The sequence below is a fragment of the Pseudonocardia xinjiangensis genome (assembly GCF_050948425.1).
Taxonomy (GTDB): domain Bacteria; phylum Actinomycetota; class Actinomycetes; order Mycobacteriales; family Pseudonocardiaceae; genus Pseudonocardia; species Pseudonocardia xinjiangensis.
In genome coordinates this window covers 5193010-5217402 of record NZ_CP192009.1, presented here as the reverse complement: position 1 = coordinate 5217402, position 24393 = coordinate 5193010, and the positions used below count along the sequence as shown (strand labels likewise).

The 24393-nt window shown below is 73.7% G+C and carries 26 protein-coding genes; 13 read left to right on the top strand and 13 right to left on the bottom strand.

The window, feature by feature from the left end; translation table 11 throughout:
- Both ACQPZA_RS24700 and ACQPZA_RS24695 read left to right on the top strand, forming a co-directional pair.
- Window positions 1-591 carry a GyrI-like domain-containing protein gene (locus ACQPZA_RS24700; RefSeq protein ID WP_433274188.1) on the top strand — a complete coding sequence of 197 codons (591 nt, stop codon included), beginning with the start codon at window positions 1-3 and terminating at the stop codon, window positions 589-591.
- Window positions 588-1367: a MerR family transcriptional regulator gene (locus tag ACQPZA_RS24695; RefSeq protein ID WP_433274186.1), complete on the top strand. Its 780-nt coding sequence runs from the start codon at window positions 588-590 to the stop codon at window positions 1365-1367. The genes ACQPZA_RS24700 and ACQPZA_RS24695 overlap by 4 nt, the downstream gene beginning before the upstream one ends.
- Window positions 1368-1373: 6 nt before the next feature.
- Here ACQPZA_RS24695 and ACQPZA_RS24690 read toward each other — a convergent pair whose 3' ends face one another.
- Together ACQPZA_RS24690 and lipA are read right to left on the bottom strand one after the other, a co-directional pair.
- A complete protein-coding gene (locus tag ACQPZA_RS24690; protein ID WP_169398831.1) occupies window positions 1374-2102 on the bottom strand; it encodes a DUF4191 domain-containing protein in 729 nt (242 codons plus the stop codon).
- 88 nt (window positions 2103-2190) lie between these two features.
- A complete protein-coding gene (lipA, locus tag ACQPZA_RS24685) occupies window positions 2191-3192 on the bottom strand; it encodes a lipoyl synthase (protein WP_169398832.1) in 1002 nt (333 codons plus the stop codon).
- A 111-nt stretch (window positions 3193-3303) separates the two neighbouring features.
- Between lipA and ACQPZA_RS24680 the strand changes: the two genes are divergently transcribed.
- The gene (locus ACQPZA_RS24680; protein ID WP_433274183.1) at window positions 3304-4239 is read left to right on the top strand and encodes an LLM class F420-dependent oxidoreductase; all 936 of its coding nucleotides are present in this window, start codon (window positions 3304-3306) and stop codon (window positions 4237-4239) included.
- Window positions 4240-4266: 27 nt separating this feature from the next.
- Here the strand turns inward: ACQPZA_RS24680 and ACQPZA_RS24675 are convergent, their stop codons facing one another.
- Both ACQPZA_RS24675 and ACQPZA_RS24670 read right to left on the bottom strand, forming a co-directional pair.
- The gene (locus ACQPZA_RS24675; RefSeq protein ID WP_433274181.1) at window positions 4267-4752 is read right to left on the bottom strand and encodes an ArsR/SmtB family transcription factor; all 486 of its coding nucleotides are present in this window, start codon (window positions 4750-4752) and stop codon (window positions 4267-4269) included.
- A gap of 23 nt (window positions 4753-4775) precedes the next feature.
- A complete protein-coding gene (locus ACQPZA_RS24670; protein ID WP_433274179.1) occupies window positions 4776-5924 on the bottom strand; it encodes a serine hydrolase in 1149 nt (382 codons plus the stop codon).
- A gap of 70 nt (window positions 5925-5994) precedes the next feature.
- Between ACQPZA_RS24670 and ACQPZA_RS24665 the strand changes: the two genes are divergently transcribed.
- Window positions 5995-6210 carry a hypothetical protein gene (locus ACQPZA_RS24665; protein WP_433274177.1) on the top strand — a complete coding sequence of 72 codons (216 nt, stop codon included), beginning with the start codon at window positions 5995-5997 and terminating at the stop codon, window positions 6208-6210.
- Window positions 6211-6216: 6 nt separating this feature from the next.
- Here the strand turns inward: ACQPZA_RS24665 and lipB are convergent, their stop codons facing one another.
- The 4 genes from lipB to lpdA all read right to left on the bottom strand — a co-directional run bounded on the left by lipB (window position 6217) and on the right by lpdA (window position 11765).
- Window positions 6217-6969, bottom strand: coding sequence for a lipoyl(octanoyl) transferase LipB (lipB, locus tag ACQPZA_RS24660; protein ID WP_433274175.1), 753 nt, complete (start codon window positions 6967-6969; stop codon window positions 6217-6219).
- 396 nt (window positions 6970-7365) lie between these two features.
- A complete protein-coding gene (locus tag ACQPZA_RS24655; protein WP_169399836.1) occupies window positions 7366-8256 on the bottom strand; it encodes a TIGR01777 family oxidoreductase in 891 nt (296 codons plus the stop codon).
- A gap of 196 nt (window positions 8257-8452) precedes the next feature.
- Window positions 8453-10312, bottom strand: a complete 1860-nt coding sequence (sucB, locus tag ACQPZA_RS24650; protein ID WP_433274173.1) for a 2-oxoglutarate dehydrogenase, E2 component, dihydrolipoamide succinyltransferase — start codon at window positions 10310-10312, stop codon at window positions 8453-8455.
- Between the two features lie 70 nt (window positions 10313-10382).
- On the bottom strand, window positions 10383-11765 hold the full coding sequence (lpdA, locus tag ACQPZA_RS24645) for a dihydrolipoyl dehydrogenase (RefSeq protein ID WP_169399834.1): 1383 nt from the start codon (window positions 11763-11765) through the stop codon (window positions 10383-10385).
- Window positions 11766-11998: 233 nt separating this feature from the next.
- Here lpdA and ACQPZA_RS24640 point away from each other — a divergent pair, with 233 nt between their 5' ends.
- Window positions 11999-12346 carry an oxidoreductase gene (locus ACQPZA_RS24640; protein ID WP_312859535.1) on the top strand — a complete coding sequence of 116 codons (348 nt, stop codon included), beginning with the start codon at window positions 11999-12001 and terminating at the stop codon, window positions 12344-12346.
- A gap of 16 nt (window positions 12347-12362) precedes the next feature.
- Here ACQPZA_RS24640 and ACQPZA_RS24635 read toward each other — a convergent pair whose 3' ends face one another.
- Window positions 12363-13874: a leucyl aminopeptidase gene (locus ACQPZA_RS24635; protein WP_433274170.1), complete on the bottom strand. Its 1512-nt coding sequence runs from the start codon at window positions 13872-13874 to the stop codon at window positions 12363-12365.
- Between the two features lie 168 nt (window positions 13875-14042).
- Here ACQPZA_RS24635 and ACQPZA_RS24630 point away from each other — a divergent pair, with 168 nt between their 5' ends.
- The 4 genes from ACQPZA_RS24630 (at window position 14043) to ACQPZA_RS24615 (ending at window position 18012) form a co-directional block, all read left to right on the top strand.
- A complete protein-coding gene (locus ACQPZA_RS24630) occupies window positions 14043-15296 on the top strand; it encodes an APC family permease (protein ID WP_312859534.1) in 1254 nt (417 codons plus the stop codon).
- 19 nt (window positions 15297-15315) lie between these two features.
- On the top strand, window positions 15316-15732 hold the full coding sequence (locus ACQPZA_RS24625; RefSeq protein WP_433274168.1) for an SRPBCC family protein: 417 nt from the start codon (window positions 15316-15318) through the stop codon (window positions 15730-15732).
- An 11-nt stretch (window positions 15733-15743) separates the two neighbouring features.
- A complete protein-coding gene (gene gcvT / locus ACQPZA_RS24620) occupies window positions 15744-16841 on the top strand; it encodes a glycine cleavage system aminomethyltransferase GcvT (protein WP_433274166.1) in 1098 nt (365 codons plus the stop codon).
- 67 nt (window positions 16842-16908) lie between these two features.
- Window positions 16909-18012, top strand: coding sequence for a branched-chain amino acid aminotransferase (locus ACQPZA_RS24615; RefSeq protein ID WP_433274164.1), 1104 nt, complete (start codon window positions 16909-16911; stop codon window positions 18010-18012).
- A 7-nt stretch (window positions 18013-18019) separates the two neighbouring features.
- Here the strand turns inward: ACQPZA_RS24615 and ACQPZA_RS24610 are convergent, their stop codons facing one another.
- From ACQPZA_RS24610 to ACQPZA_RS24600, 3 genes are read right to left on the bottom strand one after another with little or no spacing between them, the layout of a single operon-like run.
- Window positions 18020-18781, bottom strand: coding sequence for an adenosylcobinamide-GDP ribazoletransferase (locus ACQPZA_RS24610; RefSeq protein ID WP_433274162.1), 762 nt, complete (start codon window positions 18779-18781; stop codon window positions 18020-18022).
- 21 nt (window positions 18782-18802) lie between these two features.
- Window positions 18803-19843, bottom strand: a complete 1041-nt coding sequence (gene cobT, locus ACQPZA_RS24605; RefSeq protein WP_433274160.1) for a nicotinate-nucleotide--dimethylbenzimidazole phosphoribosyltransferase — start codon at window positions 19841-19843, stop codon at window positions 18803-18805.
- A gap of 60 nt (window positions 19844-19903) precedes the next feature.
- A complete protein-coding gene (locus ACQPZA_RS24600) occupies window positions 19904-20437 on the bottom strand; it encodes a bifunctional adenosylcobinamide kinase/adenosylcobinamide-phosphate guanylyltransferase (RefSeq protein ID WP_433274158.1) in 534 nt (177 codons plus the stop codon).
- Between the two features lie 22 nt (window positions 20438-20459).
- On the opposite strand from ACQPZA_RS24600, the gene ACQPZA_RS24595 reads away from it, so the two are divergent.
- Complete coding sequence (locus ACQPZA_RS24595; RefSeq protein WP_169399826.1) at window positions 20460-20657, top strand: hypothetical protein; 198 nt, start codon at window positions 20460-20462, stop codon at window positions 20655-20657.
- 28 nt (window positions 20658-20685) lie between these two features.
- On the opposite strand, the gene ACQPZA_RS24590 is transcribed toward ACQPZA_RS24595, so the two are convergent.
- Window positions 20686-21318, bottom strand: a complete 633-nt coding sequence (locus ACQPZA_RS24590) for a DUF3043 domain-containing protein (protein WP_344016041.1) — start codon at window positions 21316-21318, stop codon at window positions 20686-20688.
- 33 nt (window positions 21319-21351) lie between these two features.
- Between ACQPZA_RS24590 and ACQPZA_RS24585 the strand changes: the two genes are divergently transcribed.
- The 3 genes from ACQPZA_RS24585 (at window position 21352) to ACQPZA_RS24575 (ending at window position 24226) form a co-directional block, all read left to right on the top strand.
- Window positions 21352-22470, top strand: coding sequence for a glycerate kinase family protein (locus ACQPZA_RS24585; protein ID WP_433274155.1), 1119 nt, complete (start codon window positions 21352-21354; stop codon window positions 22468-22470).
- A gap of 331 nt (window positions 22471-22801) precedes the next feature.
- A complete protein-coding gene (locus tag ACQPZA_RS24580) occupies window positions 22802-23164 on the top strand; it encodes a HesB/IscA family protein (protein ID WP_169398710.1) in 363 nt (120 codons plus the stop codon).
- Between the two features lie 141 nt (window positions 23165-23305).
- A complete protein-coding gene (locus ACQPZA_RS24575; protein ID WP_211174881.1) occupies window positions 23306-24226 on the top strand; it encodes a carbohydrate kinase family protein in 921 nt (306 codons plus the stop codon).
- The last annotated feature ends 167 nt before the right edge of the window (window positions 24227-24393 follow it).

Below are 24393 nucleotides of genomic sequence, written 5' to 3'. Positions count from 1 at the left end.
ATGGACGCCGACACCCTCAGCCCCGACCCGACCCCGCAGTCGACCGGAACGCCCCCGACCGGAACGACCCCCGCTCTCGTCGACCTCCCGGCCCGTGACGTGCTCGCCGTCGACGGCAGGGGCGCTCCGGAGGACCCGTCCTTCGCCGCGGCGGTGAGCGCGTTGTTCGCCACGCGGCTCGCGCTCGGCGCCGATCAGGACGTGCCGCTGGAGGGCACCTACAGCCAGGGCGGCAGCCTCTCCTCCGCCGACGGGCAGCCCTTCGACCTGGCATCCCCCGACGGCTGGGTCTGGCGCCTGCTCGTGCCCGCCCCGCCGCGCGCGTCCGAGGCCTCCGTCGCCGCCGAGGCGGCCTCGTCGGGAGCTCCGGTGCAGCTGCGACGGCAGGCGGGGCAGCGCGTGGCCCGCCTGCTGCACCGGGGCCCGTACGCGGCCGAGGGGCCGTCCCTCGAGGCGCTCTCCGCGTTCGTCGCCGGGCAGGGGCTCGTGGCGACGGGCCCGCACACCGAGATCTACCTCGACGATCCCGGCTCGACGCCGCCCGCCGACCTGCGCACCGTCCTGCAGGTGCCGGTGGCCCCCGTGCGATGAGTCTGATGCCGATCGGGGCGTTCGCGCGGCTGGCGCGTCTCACGGTCAAGGCCGTGCGGCACTACGACGCCGAGGGGCTGCTCGTCCCGGCGTCGGTCGACCCGCGGTCGGGCTATCGCTACTACCGCTCCGACCAGGTGCGCACGGCCACCACGATCGCGCTGCTGCGGGGCCTCGACGTGCCGCTGCCCGTGGTGCGCGAGGTGCTCGCGGCACCGGACGAGAAGACCGTGGCGGCCGTGCTCGCCGCCCAGCGCGAGCGCGTTGCGGCCGAGATGGCCCGGCGTGAGCAGGTGCTGCATTCCCTCGACGCGCTCCTGCTCGCGCCGCGCCGGGTGCGCTACGACGTCGGGATCGCCGAGCGCGCGCCGCTGCGGCTGGTCGGCCTGACCGGGAGGGTCCGGGCCGACGCCCTCGAGGTGGACGCCGCGGCGCTCTGCGCCGCCGTGCTGCGGACCGGCGCGGGGAACGGGCGCGAACCGCTGGTCGGGGTCTTCCCGCTGGACCTGGTGGACGAGTTCGACGCGGCCGTCGGGGTGCCCGCGCCGCCCGGAAAGTCCGAGGTGGCCGTGGCGTTGCCCGGCGGACCGTGGGCCGCGACCCTGCACGTCGGGCCCTACGAGGAGCTGCCGCTGGCCTACACGGCGGTGCTGGAGCACGTCCGCGAGCGAGGGCACCAGGTCAGAGGGCCGGTGACGGAGACCTACCTGACCGACCCGGGCACCGCGGCCCCCGACGAGCTCGTCACCCGGGTGTCGCTGGCCCTGGAACCGTGATGCGGCTCAGCGGCGCCGGACGGTGCGCTGCACGCTGCGCATCTTCGCCCCGGCGGGCATCGGTCCCTTCGGCATCGCCGCAGCGCGCGAGCCCAGCGCGGCGAGCCGTGCCTCGAGGGACTCCATGTCCTTCGCGCTGATGTTGCGCGGCAGCTTCATGATGTGGCGCTGCAACTGCTTCAGCGGCACCATGCCGTCCTCGTTGCCCACGACCACGTCGTAGATCGGGGTGCTGCCCGCCACCCGCGCGGTGCGCTTCTTCTCCTGCGCGAGCAGGCTCTTCACGCGGTGCGGGGCGCCCTCGGCGACGAGGATGATGCCGGGCCGGCCGATCACCCGGTGCACGGCGTCGAGGTGGGTGGTGCCGGCGATGCCGGCCGTGACGCGCCACTGGCCGCGCATGTTGTCCAGCGCCCAGCCTGCGGCGCCGGGCTGGCCGTCGGCCTTCGTGTAGACCGAGCGCTGCACCCGCCTGCCGAAGATGCTGATGGCCGCCAGCACGCCGATCGCGATGCCGATCGGCAGCAGGATCCAGTGCAGGTTGAAGATCAGCCCGATGCCGAAGACGACCACCACCGACAGCAGGAAGACGCCGACCATCCAGGGGATGAGCGCCTTGTCCTCCCGGCGCTGCATCTTGAACGCCTCGAAGATCTGCTTGCGGCGCGCCTTCGATGCCGCGCGCTTGGCGCGCTTGGCTTCCTGCTTCGCTGCTTTGTCGGGCTTACCGGCCATACGGCTCAGGATACGGGTCGCCCAGCCGTGATCGCGGGCAGATCTCCACCGGTCACCGCAGCCGTGTCGGCACGGGGGTCCCGGGGCTTCAGCGGGCCAGCAGGGACCGAGCCTCCTGGGCGGCGGCACCCTCGGTGGCCAGGTGGGCGAGACCCTCGGGAAGCTCCTCGCCCCGGTGCGCGACGGCCTGCGCGTAGAGCCGACCGGCCCGGTACGACGAGCGCACCAGCGGACCGGCCATCACCCCGGCGAACCCCAGCTCCTCCGCCGCGGCGGAGTGCTCGACGAACTCCTCCGGCTTCACCCACCGCTCGACGGGGTGGTGGCGGGCCGAGGGCCGCAGGTACTGCGTGATCGTGATGATCTCGCACCCGGCGTCGTGCAGGTCGCGCAGCGCGGCGACGACCTCCTCCGGGGTCTCGCCCATGCCCAGGATGAGGTTGGACTTGGTGACCAGCCCGGCCGCGCGGGCCTTGGTGATCACCTCGAGGGACCGCTCGTAGCGGAACGCGGGACGGATCCGCTTGAAGATCCGCGGCACCGTCTCCAGGTTGTGCGCGAGCACCTCGGGACGGGACCCGAACACCTCGCCGAGCTGGTCGTCGCGGGAGTTGAAGTCCGGGATCAGCAGCTCCACGCCGGTGCCCGGGTTGAGACCGTGGATCTGCCGGACGGTCTCCGCGTAGAGCCACGCACCACCGTCGGGCAGGTCGTCCCGCGCGACGCCGGTGACCGTGGAGTAGCGCAGGCCCATGGTGCGCACCGACTCGGCGACCCGGCGCGGTTCGTCGCGGTCGAGGTCGGCGGGCTTACCGGTGTCGATCTGGCAGAAGTCGCACCGCCGCGTGCACTGCTCCCCACCGATGAGGAACGTGGCCTCGCGGTCCTCCCAGCACTCGTAGATGTTGGGGCAGCCGGCCTCCTCGCACACCGTGTGCAGGCCGCCGGAACGCACGAGGCTCTTCAGCTCGGTGTACTGCGGACCGGTACGCGCTCGGGTGCGGATCCACGGCGGCTTGCGCTCGATCGGGGTCTCGCTGTTGCGGACCTCGAGACGCAGGAGCTTGCGACCCTCGGGTGCGATCGTCACGAACGTCAGGCTACGCCGCGGGGCACCGCGACGATTCCGTCGGATGTGACCTGCGGCGGCGCTGGTCGGCGCCCGCGGCGGGGCCCCCGGGGCACGGGTTAGCGTTCCCGTATGGACCTCAGGATCTTCACCGAGCCCCAGCAGGGGGCGAGCTACGACGACCTGCTGCGCGTCGCCAAGGCCACCGAGGACGCCGGCTACGACGCGTTCTTCCGGTCCGACCACTACCTGAAGATGGGCGACGTCTCCGGCGAGCCCGGCCCGACCGACGCGTGGATCACCCTCGCCGGCCTGGCCCGCGAGACGTCACGGATCAAGTTGGGCACGCTCGTCAACTCGGCGACGTTCCGGCTCCCCGGCCCGCTGGCGATCGCCGTGGCGCAGGTCGACCAGATGTCCGGCGGCCGGGTCGAGCTGGGGCTGGGCGCCGGTTGGTTCGAGACCGAACACGCCGCGTACGGCATCCCGTTCCCCGGCGTCCGGGAGCGGTTCGACGTCCTGGAGGAGCAGCTGGAGGTGATCACCGGGCTGTGGCGGACGCTCCCGGGAGATCGCTACTCGTTCGGCGGCTCGCACTACACGGTCACGGACTCCCCGGCGCTGCCGAAGCCGGTGCAGCAACCGCACGTCCCGGTGATCGTCGGTGGTCACGGCCCGAAGCGCACCCCCGCCCTCGCCGCCCGGTTCGCCACGGAGTTCAACGTCGCCTTCAGCTCACCGGAGGTCAGCGCCACCCAGTTCGAACGGGTCGGCGCGGCCTGCCGGGAGATCGGGCGTGACCCGGCCGAGCTGGTCTACTCCGTCGCGAACACGATCGCCGTCGGCCGCGACGACGCCGAGGTGGCCGCCCGGTGCCAGGCGATCGGCCGCAAGGTCGACGAGCTGAGGGCGGACGGGCTGGCGGGCACGGTCTCCGAGATCGTCGACCGGCTCGGGCAGTGGCGGGAGAAGACCGGCATCACCCGGATCTACCTGCAGCTTCTCGACCTCGGCGACATCGAGCAGATCGAGCTGATCGCGGCGGAGGTCGCTCCGCAGCTGCGCTGAGGCGTCTGCACTGACACCTGCCGGGAACTACCGGAGCTGCCCCGCTACGTCCGCGGCCGCGGTCAGCAGCACCAGCACCGGGACGACCGCCCGGGGGGCGATCCGGTAGGACCCCCGGCCGTCCTGTTCCACCAGCCCGCAGTGGGTCAGGGAGCGCAGGTGGTGGTAGAGCTGCCCGGTGGAGGCGAGCCCGGCGGCCTGCTGCAGGGCCGCCGTGCCGAGCGCGCCGTCGGTGAGCAGGATGCGGGCGATCCGGGCCCGCGCCGGATGTCCGAGCGCCGCGAGCACGGCGACCCGGGGCTCGTCGTCGAGGTCGAGTGCAGCCCGGGCGTCGAGCGCGATCTCCCACGTGATGTCGCCGTGGAGATCGACCTCTCCCGAGTACCGGACGACCCCGGCCCCGCTCGGGCCCCGCTGCTCCGCGGGCCCGGCGTCGGCTCCGGGTGCCTCCAGTGCCGCCACCCGGCGTTCCAGGTCGGCGAGTCGCTGCAGGAGGTCGGCGTCCGGGTGCACACCGCCAGCATGCCCGCCGTCGGTCACCGCACTCCGACGGCCGTGGCGAGCCGCGTGAGCAGGGCGTCGTCGAGCAGCACCTGCTGGCTGAGCAGCAGCGGCGCCCCCGCGGTGAGTGCCTGCTGGTAGTCCGGCAGCGGCATGCCGGACAGCGCGACCACGGCCACGCCCACGGTGGCGTCGGCTCGGCGGACCGTCACGGCATTGGTGAGGATCCCCGGCAGGCTCCCGCCCTTCTGTCCCGCGCCGAGCACCCCGGGGGGAAGGCGGTCGGCCAGCGGACGCTCCAGGTGTCCGCGCACGATCGCGGCGACCTCCGCCCCGAACCCGTCCGTCGCGGCGGCGCGGTGCATCCCGGCGAGCTGCGCGACGGTGCCGGCGGGGCCGCCGTCGAACCACTCCATCAGCCGGTCCAGTGCCGGGTCCGCGGCCGGTGGGGCAGCTTGCGCCGCTGGGTCCTGGGCAGCGGTCTCGATGGCCGCGGCCCGCTGCGCGACGGCGGCGCGCCACACGGGATCGCCGGCATAGCGGCGCAGCGCGGCGACGGCGGCGGCACGCCGGTCCGCGGGGCCGGGCGGCGGGTCGTCGGTGAACGCGCCGGGGGTGAGGAGCCCTTCCCCGCCGAAGCTGGGGAGATCAGGTGCGGTCCAGCCGCCGGCGGTCGCCGCCGCCACGAGGGCGGCGTCGCCGAGGGTCTCGCGGAGCAGGTCGGGAACGGCGCTGTCGCTGGCGGCGGTCATCACGGCGACCAGGTCGTCCCAGCGCACCGTGTCGTGGGGACCGACACCCAGCATCTGCAGCGCCTGCCGGTGGGCGAAGCCGTCGGTGCCCGGCACGTACCAGCGCTCCCACTCCGCCACGGACACCCGGGCGTCGGGGTCGAGTCGACCGGCGACCACCGCCTGGGCGTAGGCCGTGAGGTGCACGACCTTGGCCGCCGAGGCCAGCGGCCGGGACCAGGCGGCGAGATGCGCCACGCTCCGGCCGCGCCCGTCGTCCACGAGCACGGAGGCGGCGCCCGGATGCGCGGCGATCCAGTCCACCAGTGCGTCGGCGCTGTCGATCGGCCGCGGCTGCGCGGGTGTCGTCGTCGCTGGAGGAGCCGCCGTGCAGGCCGTACCCACGGCCAGCAGTGCGGTGGTGACGATCAGCTGGCGACGGCTGAGGGCCATCGGTCCTCCGTGATGTCGAAATTACGGAAGACCGTAGCAGGAAAGGCGTGGCTATCGCTACGGTGCGGTCATGCAGGACGAACCGGGCAAGAAGAAGAGCCTGTCTCCAGGCACCGGCATCGCGCTCGGAATGGCCATCGGGCTCCCGATCGGCATGCTCGTCGACAACGTCGCCTTCGGGATCGCGATCGGAGCCGCGCTCGGCGTCGCGTTCGGTGTGGCGGGACACCACGCCCGGCGGGCGAAGGCCGACACCACCCCGGAGCCGCCCGAGCGCTCGGAATGACCCAGGTCAGCGCAGCGATGGGTGCAGCTGCAGGTCCAGCCCGGCGGGGTCGGCCACTCTCGGCACCACGTGCTCGGCCACGGGCAGCGTGCCGTCGAGCGCCGCGATGACGGCGTCGCCCGCCGCCTCGCGCACCTCGTCCACCCCGACGCGCCTGCCCAGCTCGACCGACAGCGAGCTGACGCCGGCGTCGGTGATGCCGCAGGGCACGATCCGGTCGAACTCGGCGAGGTCGGGGTCGCAGTTCAGCGAGAAGCCGTGCTGGGTGACCCCGCCCTGCACCCGCACCCCGATCGCGCCGATCTTGCGCTCCGGGCGGAGGTCGTCGGCGGGCAGCCAGACGCCGCTGCGGCCCTCGATCCGGCCCGCCGTGGTGACGCCGAGGTCGTGCACCACCCGGATCAGCGCCTCCTCCAGCCGCCGCACGAAGTCGACGACGTCGAGCGGCTCGGTCAGCGCCACGATGGGGTAGCCGACGAGCTGGCCCGGGCCGTGCCAGGTGATCCGCCCGCCGCGGTCGACGTCGACCACCGGGCTGCCGTCGGTCGGGCGGTCCTCGGGCCGGGTGCGCCTGCCCGCGGTGTAGACGGACGGGTGCTCGAGCAGCATCAGCACGTCGGGGCCGGTGCCCTCACGGCGGGCGGTGGCGTTCTCCCGCTGGATGTCCCAGGCGGACACGTAGTCGACGGTCCCGAGCCGGTCGATCCGCACGGGGTCGGTAGTGCGGCGACAGGACCGGACAGCAGTGCGCGTACCCATGAGCGTCACGCTACGCCCGCCCTGATCGTCCCCGCCTCGCACTGTGGCCCATCCCCGCCCGGAAAGCAGCCCCACCCCACCCCACCCCACCCCGCGAGTCGCCCGTTCTGCGTGCGCGAGTCGCCCGTTCCCCGTGCGCGAGTCGCCCGTTCTGCGTGCGCGAGTCGCCCGGTCCGTCGATCTGGACGGCCGGCCTGGTGATCGTCGCGAGTCGCGCGACAGGGCCCCCACCAGGGCTCCCGTGCGCGCTTCGTGGTGAGCATGGGCGACTCGCGGGCCGGAAACGGGCGACTCGCGGGCGGGAGCGGGGCGACTCGCGGGCGGGAACGGGGCGACTCGCGGACCAGAAACGGGCGACTCGCGGGCCGGGAAGGGGCGACTCGCGGGGTGGCGCGGTCAGCGTTCCAGGGCCGCGGCCAGCGCTTCTCGGACCGAGCGGTGGCGGAACTGGTAGCCGTGCTTGAGGAGCACCGCGGGCACGGCCACGGGCCCGGTGAGCACCATCTCGTCGGCCATCTGCCCGAGCACGGCCCGGAGGGCGAAGGCGGGCGCCGTGAAGGGGGCCGGCCGGCGGAGCACGGCCGCGAGGGCCTCGGTGAACTCGGCGTTCGTCGCCGGCTCCGGTCCGGCGAGGTTGACCGGGCCCGAGACGTCGGGGTGCTCCAGCAGGAACCGGATGGCGCCGACCTCGTCGTCCAGGGAGATCCACGGGAACGCCTGCTCCCCGCTTCCGATGCGGCCACCGAGCATCAGTGAGAACAGCGGCCGCAGCCTGCCCAGCAGGCCGCCGCCAGGGGAGAGCACCGCGGCCGAGCGCAGCAGCACGACCCGGGCACCCGCGTCGCTCGCGGGCGCGGTGGCCGCCTCCCAGTCGCGGCAGACCTCGGCGAGGAACCCCGCACCGGGCGGCGCCGTCTCGTCCACCACCCGGGTGCCGGTGTCGCCGTAGTAGTTGATGCCCGAGGCGTTCAGCAGCGCGGCCACGCCGTGGTCGGCGACGGCGGTGGCCAGCACCTCGGTGGGCACGTTGCGGCTGTCACGCAGCAGTTGCTTGCGCGCCCCGCTCCACGGCCGGTCGGCGATGCCGGCCCCGGCGAGGTTGATCACGCCGTCGACGCCGTCGAACGTGCCGTCGTCGATGCGGCCGGCGGGTGGGTCCCAGCCGCGCTCGTCGGGTGCGGCCGGCGCCCGGCGGACCAGGCGCAGCACCTCGTGGCCCGCCGCCCTGAGGTGGGCCACGAGAGAGGTTCCGATCAGGCCCGATGAGCCGGCGATGACGACGCGCACCCCGTGATCCTTGCGGAACCAGACGGAGCGCGCGAGTCGGGCGGCCGACCCACTCGGGGGACTCTGCGGCCGCACCGCGGCCGCCGCCCGGGTTCAGGGTCGCCCACGTTCAGGAAAGCCACCTTCCCGAACTGCCAGGGCAGGAAAGTGGCTTTCCTGAACCGTGGGCCCCGCCTTGGCGGGGCCCACGGGGGTGTCAGAGGCCGAGGTCGGCCTCGAACGCCCCTTCCTCCAGGCGTGCCTTGATCGCGCTCACGAAACGACCGGCGTCGGCCCCGTCGACCAGGCGGTGGTCGTAGGTGAGGGGGAGGTAGCACACGGAGCGGATCGCGATGGAGTCCTCGCCGTCCGGCCCGGTGACCACCGTGGGCTGCTTGGTGATCTTGCCGGTGCCGAGGATGGCGACCTGCGGCTGGTTGATGATCGGCGTGTCGAAGAGCGCGCCGGCGCTGCCGATGTTGGTGATGGTGAACGTGCCGCCGGAGAGCTCGTCCGGGCCGATCTTGTTGGCCCGGGTGCGGGCGGCGACGTCGGCGATCCGCCGGGCGAGGCCCCCGATGTTGAGGTCCTCGGCGTTCTTGATCACCGGGACGACGAGCCCACGGGGGGTGTCCACCGCGATCGCCAGGTGGACGGCCCCGTGGTAGACGACCTCCCGGGTCTCCTCGTTGATCGACGCGTTGACCTGCGGGAAGGCCTTCAACGCCTCCACGGTGGCCTTGGCGAAGAACGGCAGGAACGTCAGCTTGACGCCCTCGCGCCGCTCGAACTCGGCCTTCGCGCGGGCACGCAGCCGGGCGATGCGGGTGACGTCGACGTCCTGCACGGTGGTGAGCTGGGCCGACACGCGCAGCGACTCCGTCATCCGCTGCGCGATCACCTGCCGCAGGCGCGGCATCTTCACCGTGGTGCCGGGCTGCGGGCCGTCCGCGGCGGGCTTGGGCACCTGCCGGGCCGGAGCCGCGGACGGTGCGCCCGCCGGGGCGGGGGCCTCGGCGGCCGCCGGGGCGGCCTCGGGCTCCGGGGCGGGCTTGCGGGACTCGGCTGCGGCGAGGACGTCCTGCTTCCGGATCCTGCCGCCGACACCCGAGCCGGTGATCGTGGAGAGGTCGACGTCGTGCTCGGCCGCCAGCTTGCGCACCAGCGGGGTGACGTACGGGGTGCCCCGGCCGCTCTCGCCGCCCTCGGCGCGTTCGGGCTGCTCGGAGGGAAGCTCCTCGCGCTCGGCCTGCTCCTCGGCCTGAGGGGCCTTGCCGTTGCTCGAGGGCTGCTCGGGCGCCTTCTTCTGGTCGGTGGCGGTGGGGGCCTGCGCCTCGGGCTCGGCCGCCTGGTCCTGCTCCTCGTCGGCGGGTGCGCTGTCGGCGGGGGCACTGTCGGACGCGGAACGGCCGGAGGGGGCCGCCGAGGTGTCGCCGATCACGGCGAGCTGGCCGCCGACGTCGACCGTCTCGTCCTCGGCCGCGGTGATCTCGAGGAGCGTGCCGGCGATGGGAGAGGGGATCTCGGTGTCGACCTTGTCAGTGGAGACCTCGAGCAGCGGCTCGTCGACCTCGACGGAGTCGCCCACCTGCTTGAGCCAGCGGGTGACCGTGCCCTCGGTGACGCTCTCGCCGAGCTCGGGCATCGTGATCGCGGTGCCCGAGCCGGTGGACTCGGTGGACGCCTGCGGGGCCGGGGTGGGCTCCTCGTCCTTGGCGGTCTCCGCCTTGTTGGGCGGGGCCGGCGCCGCGTCGGCGTCGGCCTCCTCCTCGGCGGGCGCCTCGACCCCGGCGTCGGCGTCGCCGCCGGACTCGACGTCGCCGCCGGAGTCGGAGTCGGAGCCGTCGCCGATCACGGCGAGCTCGCCGCCGACCTCGACCGTCTCGTCCTCACCGGCGACGATGCGCTGCAGCACACCGGCTGCGGGGGACGGTATTTCGGTGTCGACCTTGTCGGTGGAGACCTCGAGCAGGGGCTCGTCGACCTCGACCCGGTCGCCCTCCTGCTTGAGCCACCGGGTGACGGTGCCCTCGGTGACGCTCTCACCGAGGGCGGGCATCTGGACGGAGAAGGCCATGGCGGGTCGGAGCTCCTCTTCCTGCGGTTCGGGTTCGGGTGGCCGGGGCAGCGGGGTCAGCTGTGCCTGGTCACGAGTGGCTGTGCAACGGTTTGCCGGCCAGCGCGAGGTGGGCCTCGCCGAACGCCTCGTTCTGGGTGGGGTGGGCGTGCACCAGCGCGGCGACGTCCTCGGCCTGGGCATCCCAGTTGTAGACCAGTTGGGCCTCGCCGATGAGTTCGCCGACGCGGGCGCCGACCATGTGGATGCCGACGACGGGGCCCTGCGTGCCCTCCGCCCCGGACTTGATCAGTTTGATCGCGCCCTGCGTCTGCAGGATCTGGCTCTTGCCGTTGCCTGCGAGGTCGTAGGTGAGCGTCTGGATCTCCCCGTACTTCTCCTTGGCCTGCGCCTCGGTGAGCCCGACGGACGCCACCTCGGGCTCGCAGTAGGTGACGCGGGGGATGCCGGCCTCGTCGATCACCGGCGGGTTGAGACCGGCGATGTCCTCGGCGAGGAAGATGCCCTGGGCGAACCCGCGGTGCGCGAGCTGCAGGCCGGGCACGATGTCGCCGAGCGCGTAGACGCCCGGCAGGTTGGTGCGCAGCCGCTCGTCGGCGAGGACGAAACCGCGTTCCATCCGCACGCCCGCCTCCTCGAAGCCGGCGTTGGCGGTGTTGGGGCCGCGCCCGACGGCGACGAGCAGCAGGTCGGCCTCGATCTCCTCGCCGGACTCGAGCGACACGGTGACGGCGTCCTCGGTCTGCTTGGCGCCGGTGAACCTGACGCCGGTCTTGAAGCCGATCTTGCGGCGGCGGAAGGCCCGCTCCAGCAGCTTGGAGGCGAACTCGTCCTCGTTGGGGACGAGCCGGGGCAGCGCCTCGACGATGGTGACCTCGGAGCCGAAGCTCTTGAACACCGAGGCGAACTCGACGCCGATCACCCCGCCACCGAGGATCACGATGCGATCGGGCACCTGGTCGAGGTGGATGGCCTCGCTGCTGGTGATGATGCGGCCGCCGATGTCGAGGCCGGGAAGGGTCTTGGAGTAGCTGCCCGTGGCGAGCACCACGTTCTTGCCGACGTACCGGTCCTCGCCGACGACGACCGTCTTCGGGCCCTCGAAGCGTCCGGTGCCGTCGACCAGGGTGATCTTGCGGGACTTCACCAGCCCCTGCAGTCCCTTGTAGAGCTTGGCGATGACGCCGTCCTTGTAGGAGTTCACGCCGGCCATGTCGATGCCGGCCAGTGAGCTCTTGACACCGATCTTGTCGCCCTCACGGGCGCTGTCGGCCACCTCGGCGGCGTGCAGCAGGGCCTTGGTGGGGATGCAGCCGTAGTGCAGGCACGTGCCGCCGAGCTTGTCGCGCTCGACCAGCACGACGGACATCCCCAGCTCCGCAGCCCGCAGCGCGCAGGCGTAACCGCCCGACCCTCCACCGAGGATCACCAGGTCTGCGTTGTGCTCGGGCACGTCTGAACTCCCTCACCGAATTGCCGGCAGTGCGTGTGACAGCGGCATGTGACGCCGCTTCGTTCATCTTGTCATCCGCGGTGCTCGGCCGCGGCGGCTGGTCGTTCGGGAGAAAACCACCGACCTCGTGCGTTGACGCAGTCAGGAGGTGGGGCTGCGATGAGTGAGCGTCCGAGTGAGTCTGTGTCACAGCGCCTGCGCGCGGCGCAGGCCGAGTGCAGCGGGGGAGACCGGTGAGCCTGCTGGGGAAGCTGGGCATGGTCCGCCGGAGCGGGCCGCGCGCGGCGTTCGACGACGACCGGGCGCATCTGCGCGCCTGGGCGGAGTCGCACGAGGGGGTGGAGGCGTTCGTGGAGCCCCGCACCACCGTCACCGCGATGACGATGCTGCTGGTCGACCGCGACGGCGAGTGGACGCGACGGCGGATCCCGTCGGCCGACGGGGCCCGCAAGCTGGCCCGCTCGCTGAAGATGCCGGTGTACGACGTGCAGCTGGTGGGCTATCCGCAGCGGATGCGCGACCACGACGCCCGGCAGCGGATCCTGCGTGACCGGAGGCGCCGCGAGGGTCTGAACGGATAGATGGCAGCGGGGCCGGTCAGCCGTTCGCCGCGATGTCGGCCAGCACGGCGAACATCGTGCGGACCGGCACACCGGTGCCGCCCTTCGTGGTGTAGCCGTACGGCCCTCCCGTGTGGAACGACGGCCCCGCGATGTCGATGTGTGCCCACGGGAGACCGGCAGGCACGAACTCCCGCAGGAAGGTGCCGGCCACGAGCATCCCGCCCCAGCGGGTGCCTGTGACGTTGGCGATGTCGGCCACGCGCGAGTCCAGCTCGCCGCGCAGGTGGGCGGGCAGTGGCATCGCCCACGCGTCCTCGCCGGTGGACCTGGCGAGTGCGGCCACCCGGTCGCGGAACTCGTCGCTGCCCATCACCCCGGCGGTGCGCAGCCCGAGCGCCACCTGCTGGGCTCCGGTGAGCGTGGAGGTCTCGATCAGGTAGTCGGGGTCGTCCTCGACGGCCCGGGTGATCGCGTCGGCCAGGATCAGCCGGCCCTCCGCGTCGGTGTTGAGCACCTCGACCGTGCGGCCGCCGTACATCCGCAGCACGTCGCCCGGCCGGTACGCGGTGGCGCTGGGCATGTTCTCGGCCATCGGCACCGTGGCCGTGACCGCCACCGGCAACTCCAGCTGCGCGGCCAACAGGGTGGTGGCGATGACGGCCGCCGCTCCGCCCATGTCGGACGTCATGTGGTCCATGTTCGCGGCCGGCTTGATCGAGATGCCGCCGGTGTCGAAGGTGATGCCCTTGCCGATGAGCGCCACGGTGGCCCGCGGCGAAGCACCGCCCGCGTAGCGGAGCCGGACCAGCCTGGGGCCGCGCGCCGAGCCCTGCCCGACGCCGAGCACGCCGCCGTAACCGCCCTCGGCGAGCGCGTCGCCGTCGAGCACCTCGACCTCGACCTCGACGCCGACGGCCTCGGCCAGCTCGCGGGCCCGGGCGGCGAACGACTCCGGGAACAGGTCGTTGGGCGGGGTGTTGACGAGGTCACGCGCGGTGCGCACGGCCCTGGCGACGGCGGTGGCGGTGCGCAGGATCTCCTCGGCGTCCCCGTCGCCTGCGGTCAGGCCGACGCGGCCGACCGGCGCCCGCCCGGCGCCGTTGCTGCGGTAGGCGGTGAACGTGTACGCGCCGAGCAGCGTGCCCTCGGCCGCGGCGGCCAGGTCGATGCGGCCCAGGGTGTTCACCGCGCTCGCGGTGCCCGCCAGCGCCCGCGCGGCCGCGCCGGACGCCCGGCGCACCGCCTCGGCCGTGGGCGCCCCGTCGGCCTCCGGCTCCCCGAGCCCCACCGCGACCAGCAGCGGAGCGGTGATGGCGCCACGGGTGGGCAGCTTCACCACCTCGTCGGCCTTGCCGGTGGCGCCGGTCACGGCGAGCAGGGCGGCGAGGCCGTCGTCGCCGGTGCCGAACGCCTCGGCCACCTCCTCGGCTCCCGGAGCCAGGCGCGGCGCGGAGTCCTCCCCGTCGGCGGGCAGCAGCCCGATGACCACGGCGTCGGTTTCGGCGGCGGCAGGGGAGCCGTCCGCCACGTAGAGATCGGTGGACACGTGCCGTCCTCTCGATGGACGAAGCCTGCGCGGAGGCAGATCGCTGGCCGGAACTTCCGGGCGGACCGACCCAGGGGGACGGCACGAACGAAGGCGAGATCGCTTCGAGATGCTAATGACACCGGCGTGCAGCCGGATCAGGCAGGGCCGGGTGCAAGGGTGGGCGGCGTGTCCTGGAGCCTGCAGCGCCGTCTCGGTACGGCCGACGCGGTCGTGCTCGGGCTGGCGGCGATGCTCGGCACGGGCGTGTTCGCGGTGTGGGCTCCCGCCGCCGCTGCTGCGGGGCCGTGGCTGCTGCTCGCCGTCCTGATCGCCGGGTTCGTCGCGCTGTGCAACGCCGCGTCCACCGCCGATCTCGCGGTGGCCCACCCGGAGAGCGGTGGTGGCTTCGTCTACGGGCGCGAGCGGCTCTCGCCCGGTGCCGGGAGGCTCGCCGGTGTCGCGTTCCTGGTGGGCAAGACGGCCTCGGCCGCCGCGGCCGCAGGCGTGTTCGGCGGCTACGTTCTGCCCTCGCACCCGCTGCCTGCGGCGATCCTGGTGATCGTCACGGCCACCGCGCTGAACACCGCCGGTGTGCGGTGGACGGCTCGTGGCGCGTACGCCCTGGTCGGCGGCACGCTCGCCGTCCTGCTCGTCGTGGTCGTGATCGGGCTGCTCGGTCCCTACGACGACCCGGTGGTCTCCGCGGCCACCCCGGATGTGGAGCCGATCGCGATGCGGGGCGGCGTCGTCGGGGTGCTCACGGCCGCCGGGCTCGTGTTCTTCGCCTTCGCCGGGTACGCGCGCATCGCCACCCTCGGGGGCGAGGTCCGCGACCCGGAACGGACGCTGCACCGGGCCATCACGATCGCGCTCGGCATCGCGCTGGTCACCTACCTGCTGGTGGCGGTCGCGCTGCTGGTCGGCCTGGGCAGCGAGCGGCTGGCGACGGAGCCGACGCCGCTGGTGGCCGTGGTCGACGCCGGCCAGGCCAGCATGCTCGGCGTAGTCGTCCGGGTCGGCGCCGCCACCGCGGCGGCGTCGGCGCTGCTGGCCGTGCTGGTGGGGGTGAGCCGCACCGCGCTGGCGATGGCGCAGCGCCGCGAACTGCCGAGCGCGCTCGCCTCGGTGTGCTCCCGCGGCACCCCCCGCTGGGCCGACCTCGCGGGCGGGGCCGCCGCGATCGTGCTCGCCGTGCTCGTGGGACCGGTGGCGGCGATCGCGCTGTCGGCGTGCTCCGTGCTCGTCTACTACGCGGTGATCAACCTGGCCGCGCTGCGGCTGCCCCGGGCGCAGCGGCGCTGGCCGGTCTGGTCCTCGTGGCTGGGGCTGCTGCTGTGCCTCGGCCTCGCGGTGCTGCTGGCACTCCAGCAGGTGCTCGTCACCGCCGCCGCACTGGCTGTCGGATGGGCGATATGTACGATCCTGAGCCGTCGTCGATGATCGGTGAGGAGCCCCGCGCATGGAGTTCGAGCGGTCCGTGACGATCGAGGCGCCGACCGACCAGGTGTTCGCCGTGCTCACCGACGTCGAGCGCTGGCCGGAGTGGACCGCCTCGGTCAGCGCCGTGCGGCGCCTCGACACCGGCCCGCTCGCGGTCGGTAGCCGGGCGGAGCTGCGCCAGCCCCGCCTGCCGCCCGCCCGCTGGGAGGTCACCGACCTGGACCCGTCCCGCGGGTTCACGTGGGTGTCCACCGGGCCCGGCGTCCGGACCGTCGCCGAGCACCTCGTCACGCCCACCGGCGACGCCACGGCGGTGCGGCTGCGGCTGGCGCAGGAGGGGCCGGTGGGCCTGGTGGTCGGGATGTTCATCCGCGGACTGACCCGCCGCTACCTCGCGATGGAGGCCGACGGCCTGAAACGACGGTGCGAGCAGTAGCGTCCAGCCACGTGGACGACCTCCTGACCAGCCCGTTGCACGATCGGCACACCACGCTCGGCGCGAGCCTCGGCGCTTTCGGCGGCTGGTCGATGCCGCTGTCCTACCCGGACGGCACCGTTGCCGAGCACACGGCGGTCCGCGAGTCCGTCGGCGTCTTCGACGTCAGCCACCTGGGCAAGCTGGCGATCACGGGCCCGGGCGCCGCGGAGTTCGTCAACCGCTGCTTCACCGCCGACCTGGGGAAGATCGGACCGGGGCATGCGCAGTACACGCTCTGCTGCACCGAGGACGGCGGCGTCGTCGACGACCTGATCGTCTACCTGGTCGGGCCGGACGAGGTGCTCGCCGTTCCCAACGCCGCCAACGCCGCCCGCGTCGCCGAGCTCCTGCGCGCCGCGGCTCCGGCCGGTGTCGAGGTCGTCGACCGGCACCGTGAGCTGGCCGTGATCGCCGTGCAGGGCCCGCGCTCCGCGGAGCTGTTCACCACCATGTTCGCCGGCTTCGACGGCGTGGCCGGGCTCGACTACATGGAGTTCACCGACGCGGGCGCCGTGCGGGTGTGCCGCACCGGCTACACCGGCGAGCGTGGGTACGAGCTCCTCGTCCCCGCCGACGCCGCACCGGGAGTGTGGGACGCGCTGCTCGCCGGAGCGGGGCCGCTGGGCGGGCGCCCGGCCGGGCTCGGCGCCCGCGACACCCTGCGCACCGAGATGGGCTACCCGCTGCACGGCCAGGACCTCTCGGTCGACATCTCCCCGGTGCAGGCGGGCAGCGGGTGGGCCGTCGGCTGGTCGAAGCCCGAGTTCTGGGGTCGCGACGCGCTCGTCGCGGAGAAGGAGGCCGGTCCGGCCCGGCGCCTGCGCGGCCTGCGGGCCACCGGCCGGGGTGTCCCGCGCGCCGGCATGACGGTGCTGAGCGACGGGGAGCAGGTGGGCACCACCACATCCGGCACGTTCTCCCCGACGCTGAAGACCGGCATCGCGCTCGCGCTGATCGACACGGCTTCCGGGGTGGCCATCGGCGACCAGGTGCGCGTCGACGTGCGCGGACGGGAGCTGGCCTGCGAGGTGGTCAAGCCGCCGTTCGTCCCGTCGCACGTGCGGTAGCTCCCGGCCGGAGCAATTTGTCGGACGTCCGACAGTCGGGGTTGCTCGACCAGATAATGTGAAACCCATGAGCTCGCAGTTCACCCGGACCCTCAACCCCGCCCCGGTCTCCACGGCGCAGCGCGACAAGATCCTTGTCGACCCGGGGTTCGGTCGGTACTTCACCGACCACATGGTGACCATCCGGTGGACCGCGGACGAGGGCTGGCACGACCCCTCGGTGGTGCCCTACGGCCCGCTCATGCTCGACCCGGCGTCGATGGTGCTCCACTACGGGCAGGAGATCTTCGAGGGACTGAAGGCGTACCAGCAGCCCGACGGTTCCGTGGCCTCCTTCCGACCGGAGGTCAACGCCGCCCGGTTCCGCTCCTCGGCGGTCCGGCTCGCGATGCCGCCGCTGCCCGACGAGATGTTCCTCGCCTCGCTCAGCGAGCTTGTCGCCGTGGACCGGGCGTGGGTGCCGCCTGCCGGCGGTGAGGAGTGCCTCTACCTGCGGCCGTTCATGATCGCCACCGAGGTGGGGCTCGGGGTGCGCCCGGCCACGGAGTACCTCTACGCGCTCATCGCCTCGCCTGCTGGCGCCTACTTCCCCGGCGGCGTCAAGCCGGTCGGGGTGTGGCTCTGCACCGACTACACCCGCGCCGCGGTGGGTGGCACCGGCACCGCGAAGTGCGGTGGCAACTACTCCGCCTCGCTGTTGCCGCAGGCCCAGGCCACCGAGCACGGCTGCGCGCAGGTCGCCTATCTCGACGCCGCCGAGCGCAAGTGGGTGGAGGAGATGGGCGGGATGAACCTCTTCTACGTCTTCGGCACGGGCGACTCGGTGGAGGTCGTCACCCCGGAGCTGTCCGGCAGCATCCTGCCCGGCGTCACCCGCGACTCCCTGCTGGTGCTGGCCAAGGAGCTCGGCTGCCAGGTCAGCGAGCGGCGCATCTCGGCGGAGGAGTGGCTCACCGGGTGCGCCGACGGCCGGATCAGCGAGGTCTTCGCCTGCGGCACCGCCGCGGTGATCACTCCCGTCGGTGTGGTCAAGCACAACGACGGCGAGGTCGTCGTGGGCAACGGCGAGCCGGGTCCGGTCAGCATGCGGCTGCGCGGCCTGCTCACCGACGTCCAGCGCGGCATCGCACCCGACACGCACTCCTGGATGCGCACGCTCGTCCCGGCCTGACGGGCCGTCACCACCAGGCCGGGGCGGGCCCGGCCGTCGCGAGGGTCACCAGGGCCGCCGTCGTGGCCACCTCGCCTGCCGCCCCGAGCACGTCGCCGGTCATGCCACCGAAGCGCCGGCTGGTGTGCCAGGACAGCACCATGACGGCGAGGGCGCCGATACCGATCGCGAGCACGCCCCGCCATCCCCACCCGAACAGACCGGCGACGGCCAGGGCCGTCCACCAGGCGGGCGCGACCCACCACCGCTGCGAGCCGGCGACCGTGGCGCCGAGGCCGCCGGGTCGCGCCGCGGGGACCCCGCGGCGGCACACCCACGCGAACCCCGCCCGGCCCGCCGCACCCGCCAGCGCGACCCCCGCGAGCGCGTGCGTCCCCACCGGCACGAGGGCGGCCAGCGCCGCGGCCTGGGTGCCCAGTGCCACGAGCAGCGTGACCACCGCGAACGGTCCGGCGCCACCGTCGCGCATCACGGCCAGTGCCCGCTCCGGCGGCCCGAAGCAGCCCAGCCCGTCGGCGGTGTCGGCGAGGCCGTCCACGTGCATCCCGCGCGTGGCCGCGGCCAGGAACCCGACGGTCAGCAACCCGGCGGCCGCGGGGGGGACGCCGAGCGCGGACAGCCCGAGCAGCACACCGCCCGCCGCGGCACCGAGCACCGCCCCGACGACCGGGGCCCAGCGGATCGCCGCCGCGGCGACCCGCGCCTCCGGTGCGTCCGTGCGCACCGGCAGGACGGTGAGCCAGCTCAGCGCCAGCGCCCACCCCTTCACGTCACGCCCGGGTCAGCCCGGTCATGCGAGTCCGAGATCCGCGGCCGTGGCGGTCTCGGCGAGCAGCCGCGCGGCCATCTGCAGCAGCGGGACGACGGTGGCGGCCCCCGTTCCGTCCCCCAGCCGGATGCCCAGGTCGAGCACGGGTGCCAGGCCCAGGTGGTCGACCACGAGCGTCATCGCCGGCTCCGGCGAGCGCTGCGCCACCAGCCACCACTCCCGGGCTCCGGGCGCCAGCTCGTCGGCCAGCAGCGCGGCCGCGCCCACGACGAGGCCGTCGAGCAGCACGGGGGTGCGCCGCAGCGCGGCCTGCAGGCAGAAGCCGGTGAGCACGGCCAGGTCGGCGCCGCCTGTGACGCGCAGCAGGGCCAGTGGGTCGCGGGTGTGCGGCCGGGCCCGGCGCAGCGCGTCGCGGACGGCGGCCGCCTTGCGCATCCACGCGTTGTCGTCGATGCCGCTGCCACGCCCGATCACGGCGACGGGCTCGGTGCCGGTGACGGCGGCCACCAGCACGGATGCGGGGGTGGTGGCACCGACGCCGACCGAGGCGGGCAGGAGCAGGTCGGCCCCGGCGTCGACCTCCTCGTCGGCCAGCATCCGGCCGATCTGCACGGCGCGGTCGGTCTCGTCCGCGGTGAGCGCGTCCGCGGTGTCGATGCGCCCGGAGCCGCGGCGCACCCGGTACCGATCGGTGGAGTCGTGGTCGACCTCGTCGACGTCGTGGTCGAGCCCGACGTCCACCACGCGCACCGATGCTCCGGCCACGGGGGCCAGCACGGCGACCGGGGCGGTGCTCGCGCGTACCGCGGCGACCTGCCGCAGCGTGACGTCACCGGAATGGGCCGAGACGCCGGCTGCGGCGATGCCGTGGTCGGCCGCGACGACGATCACCCGCGGCCGGGCGGGGGGCCGGGGCGGGCAGACGCCCTGTCCAGCGGCGAGCCATACGCCCAGCTCCGCGAGCCGGCCGAGCGCTCCGTCCGCCACTGCGAGCTCGGTGAACCGGGCGACGGCGGCGCGGCGAGCGTCGACGTCCGGAGCGGTGACGGCAGGCAGTTCCACGGACCATTCCTACAGCGCAGAGCGCCCGCCCCGCGGTCCGGGGTCCCGCGGACGGCAGTGCTACTTCAGGCGCAGCGGCAGCCCGGCCACCAGCAGTAGCACCTCGTCACACACCGCGGCCAGTGCGGCGTTGGCCGCGCCCAGCTCGTCGCGGAACAGCCGGCCGGCCCGGGTGGGCGGGACGACACCGAGCCCGACCTCGGCCGAGACCAGCACCAGCCGTCCCGGACAGGCGGCGACCGCGTCCACCAGGTCGGCCACGCCGGCCCCTACCGCCGGCGGGACCTCGCCCGACTCCCAGGCGCCGGTGTCGTCCAGCAGTCCGGTCAGCCACGTGGCGATGTCGTCCACCAGCAGCGGGTCACCGCCCTCGCGGACCAGCCGGGCGACGTCGGGATCCTCCAGCGTGGTCCAGCCCGCGGGTCGCCGCGCGCGGTGCGCGTCGATCCGGGCCGACCACTCGGTGTCGTCGTGCCGGCGCCGCGCGGTGGCCACGTAGCGGACCGGGGCGTCGGCTGGTAGCAGGTCCTCCGCGTACCGCGACTTCCCCGACCGCGTGCCACCGAGCACGAGCGTGCGACGGCCGGCATCCACCCGGTCACGCTAGCCTCCGGGGATGGCGTTCCGGTGGCGGTACCTGGATGCGGCGGGCGAGCAGGTCGACGGGCCCGACCACCAGTTCGACGACCAGCAGCAGGCCGAGGACTGGTTCGCCGCAGGCTGGCGGCCGCTGCGCGAGAGCGGCGTCGACGCCGTCACCCTGCTCGACGGCGACACCGAGGTCTACGGCCCGATGAGCCTCCACGAGGCCTGAGCCCGCCCGGATGCCGGGCGGGCACACCTCAGGGGTTGGCGCCCCGCTCCACCCGCGGCTTCGGGACCCGCAGCTTCCGCAGCTGGCTCGCGCGGGTGAACGCGTACCAGCCGGTGCCCAGGGGGTTGACCGTGGCGTCGGGGAACTTCTCGCGGGTCTTCTTGGTGACCGTGGCCCCCAGGATGATCCCCTCGACGACCATCACCGTGAGCGCGATCAGGCTGAACAGGCTGAGGTACTGCTGCGCCGCGGGCACCGGCACGAGCAGTGACAGCACCACGATCACGGCAAGCGGCATGAACAGGCCCATGAGGTGGGGGCGGGAGTCCACGACGTCGCGGATGTAGGCCTTGACCGGCCCGCGGTCGCGGGGCATGAGGAACCTGTCGTCGCCCGCGGCCATCCGCTCGCGCCGCTCGGCGGCGTCACGCCGGCGCTGGTCCTTGTCGGGCCGGTTGGCCCTGGCCAGGCGGGAGGCCTCGCGCTGGGTGCGCGGAGGGGGCGGGGCGGGGCCACGGCGCCTGGTCTCGGCCTCGCGACGCTTCGGCGTCGGACGGCCCTTGCCGGGGCTGCGAGAGGTGTCGCCGGGGCCCTGCGCGACGTCGTTCTCGGTCGGGTCGGCACCGACGGTGGTCGGTGTGGAGCGTCGCAGGAACCTCACGGGGGTAACCATACGGGCGATACGGTGCCCAGTATGCGAGTGGTAGTGGCTCCGGACTCCTTCGGTGGGACCTTGAGCGCGACGGCAGCGGCCGACGCGATCGCAGCGGGTTGGCGGCGCCATGCGCCTGACGACGATCTGCGGTTGCTCCCGCTGGCCGACGGGGGCACCGGTTTCGTCGAAGTGCTGCACACGGCGCTGGGTGGCGAGTGGCACGAGCTCGACGTCACCGGCCCGTTCGGGGACTCGGTGCCTGCCCGCTGGCTCCGGATCGGGTCGACGGCGTACCTGGAGTCGGCCGCGGCGTGCGGGCTGCATCTCGTGCCGCGGGAGCGCCGGGTGCCCGACGTCGCCCGCACCGTCACCTCACGCGGTGTCGGTGAGCTGGTCGCCGCGGCCCGGGACGCCGGCGTCACCGAGGTGGTGATCGGGCTGGGCGGCTCGGCCACCACGGACGGGGGCGCCGGGATGCTGGCCGCGCTCGGCGCGGTGGCCGTCGACGACGCGGGGGAGCCCGTGCCGTCCGGGGGAGCGGCCCTGGCCAGGAGCGTCCGGCTCGACGGCGTGCCGCAGCTGGGTGACGTGCGCCTCGTCGCCGCCGCCGACGTCGACAACCCGCTGCTCGGTGAGCACGGCGCGGCCGCCGTCTTCGGGCCGCAGAAGGGCGCGGACGCCACCGCCGTGGCCGAGCTGGACTCCGCACTGGCCGGCTTCGCCGACGTGCTGGCCCGCGGCCTCGGCCAGGACGTGCGCGACGAGCCCGGAGCCGGAGCGGCGGGCGGCCTCGGAGCCGCCCTGTTGGCGTGCGGCGCCCGTCGCGTGTCCGGGGCCGGCCTGGTCCGCGAGCTCGTCGGCCTCGACGAGGAGCTCGACAAGGCCCAGCTCGCCATCACGGGCGAAGGCAGCTTCGACTGGCAGTCGCTGCGCGGGAAGCTCATCACCGCGGTCGCCAAGGGGGCGGCCGACCGCGGGGTGCCGTGCATCGTGCTGGCCGGCCAGGTGTCCGTCGGCACGCGGGAAGCGGCGGCGGTCGGGGTCGACTCGGCGTACTCCGTGGCCGACGACGCCGGCGGCGTGGAGGCGTCGATGGCCGATCCGGCCGGCACCCTGGCGGCGCTCGCGGAGCGCGTCGCCACCCGCTGGAGTCGGTAGGAGGGTGCTGGACAACTCCGCTCGTAGCGAGCGGTGTCCAGGTGGTGGCATCGCCAGGCGGAGGAGGGGCCGATACCGCTGTTGTATCGGGCCCGACGACAACGCGGCGAGGGCGCCGCCTGGGCGCCGCGCAGTAGGGCCGAGTTGTCCAGCGCGCTCCTAGAACCCCGTCGCGTGGCCCGGATCACCCCGACCGGCACAGGGGGGCCGACGAGCGGGTCAAGGGCCTACTATGAGGGCAGAACCGGAACATCCCGGACCGGCTACAGGTGCCGATTCGGAACCTGCTCCGAGTTGGAACAGCATTGCCGCGCTCGATGTTGGGAGAGCCATGACCGTCGATAACACGACCGATGTCGTCACCGAGACGCACGGCGTCGAGCTGACCGACACCGCCGCCCTCAAGGCGAAGGCCCTGTTGGACCAGGAGGGCCGCGACGACATGCACCTGCGCATCGCCGTCCAGCCCGGTGGCTGCGCCGGCCTGCGCTACCAGCTGTTCTTCGACGACCGGTCGCTCGACGGCGACCTGTTCCGCGAGTACCACGGCCTCAAGGTCGGGGTCGACCGGATGAGCGCGCCCTACCTGCAGGGTGCTGTCATCGACTTCGTCGACAGCATCGAGAAGCAGGGCTTCACGATCGACAACCCGAACGCGGGCGGTTCCTGCGCCTGTGGCGACTCGTTCAACTGACGGTCACCCGCTCGTTGTGATCGGCCACGAACCCCGGCCGGGAGCTTTGGCTCCCCAGCCGGGGTTCGTTGCGTCGGCGGCCCGGTAGGGTTCTCGATCGTGCCTATCGCCGTGACCGGATCCATCGCCACCGACCAGCTCATGCATTTCCCGGGCCGGTTCGTCGACCAGCTGGTCGCCGACCAGCTCGACCGGCTCTCGCTGAGCTTCCTGGTCGACGACATGGTGATCCGCCCCGGCGGCGTGGCGGGCAACATCGCCTTCGCCCTCGGCGTGCTGGGTCAGTCGCCGCTGCTCGTGGGGGCCGTGGGCGCCGACTTCGGTGAGTACCGCGCCCGCCTCGAGGCCAACGGCGTCGACTGCTCGGCCGTGCTCGTCTGCGAGGACGTCAACACCGCCCGGTTCGTCTGCACCACCGACGACGACATGCGCCAGCTCGCGTCGTTCTACACCGGCGCCATGGCGCGGTCCCGGGAGATCTCCCTCGCCCCGTTCGTCGAGCGGGTCGACCTGGCGCTCATCGGCGCCAACGACCCGGAGGCGATGCTGCGCCACACCGACGAGTGCCGCGAGCTGGGCCTGCCCTTCGCGGCCGACCCGTCCCAGCAGCTGGCCCGCATGGAGGGCCCGGAGATCCGCCGCCTCGTCGAGGGGGCCCGCTACCTGCTCACCAACGACTACGAGTGGGAACTGCTGCTCAAGAAGACCGGCTGGACCGAGGCGCAGGTCACGGAGAAGGTCGAGATCCGGATCACCACGCATGGGGAGAAAGGCGTGGAGATCTACGGGCCGGAGACGCTCAAGGTCGGCATCGTCCCCGAGACCGGCAAGGTCGACCCCACGGGCGTCGGCGACGCCTTCCGCGCCGGGTTCCTCGCCGCGGTCGCCGGCGGGCTGTCCATGGAGCGCTCGGCGCAGCTCGGCTCCCTCATCGCCGTCCAGGTGCTGGAGACCGACGGCCCGCAGGAGTGGACCTGGGACCGCGCCCACGGCCTGGAGCGCCTCCGCGACGCCTACGGCCCCGACGCCGCCACCGAGATCGAGCGGGTCCTCCCGGCCTGACCGCCCCCGCGAGTCGCCCGTTTCGCGCGCGCGAGTCGCCCGTTCCCGTCAGCCGGTCCGGCGCCGGGGGTCGTTGATCGGTGCGAGATGTGCGTGTTGGCCCTCTGGGGGCGAACACGTGGGTCTCGCGATGATCAGCCCGGTCCGGCCCGCGAGTCGCCCGTTTC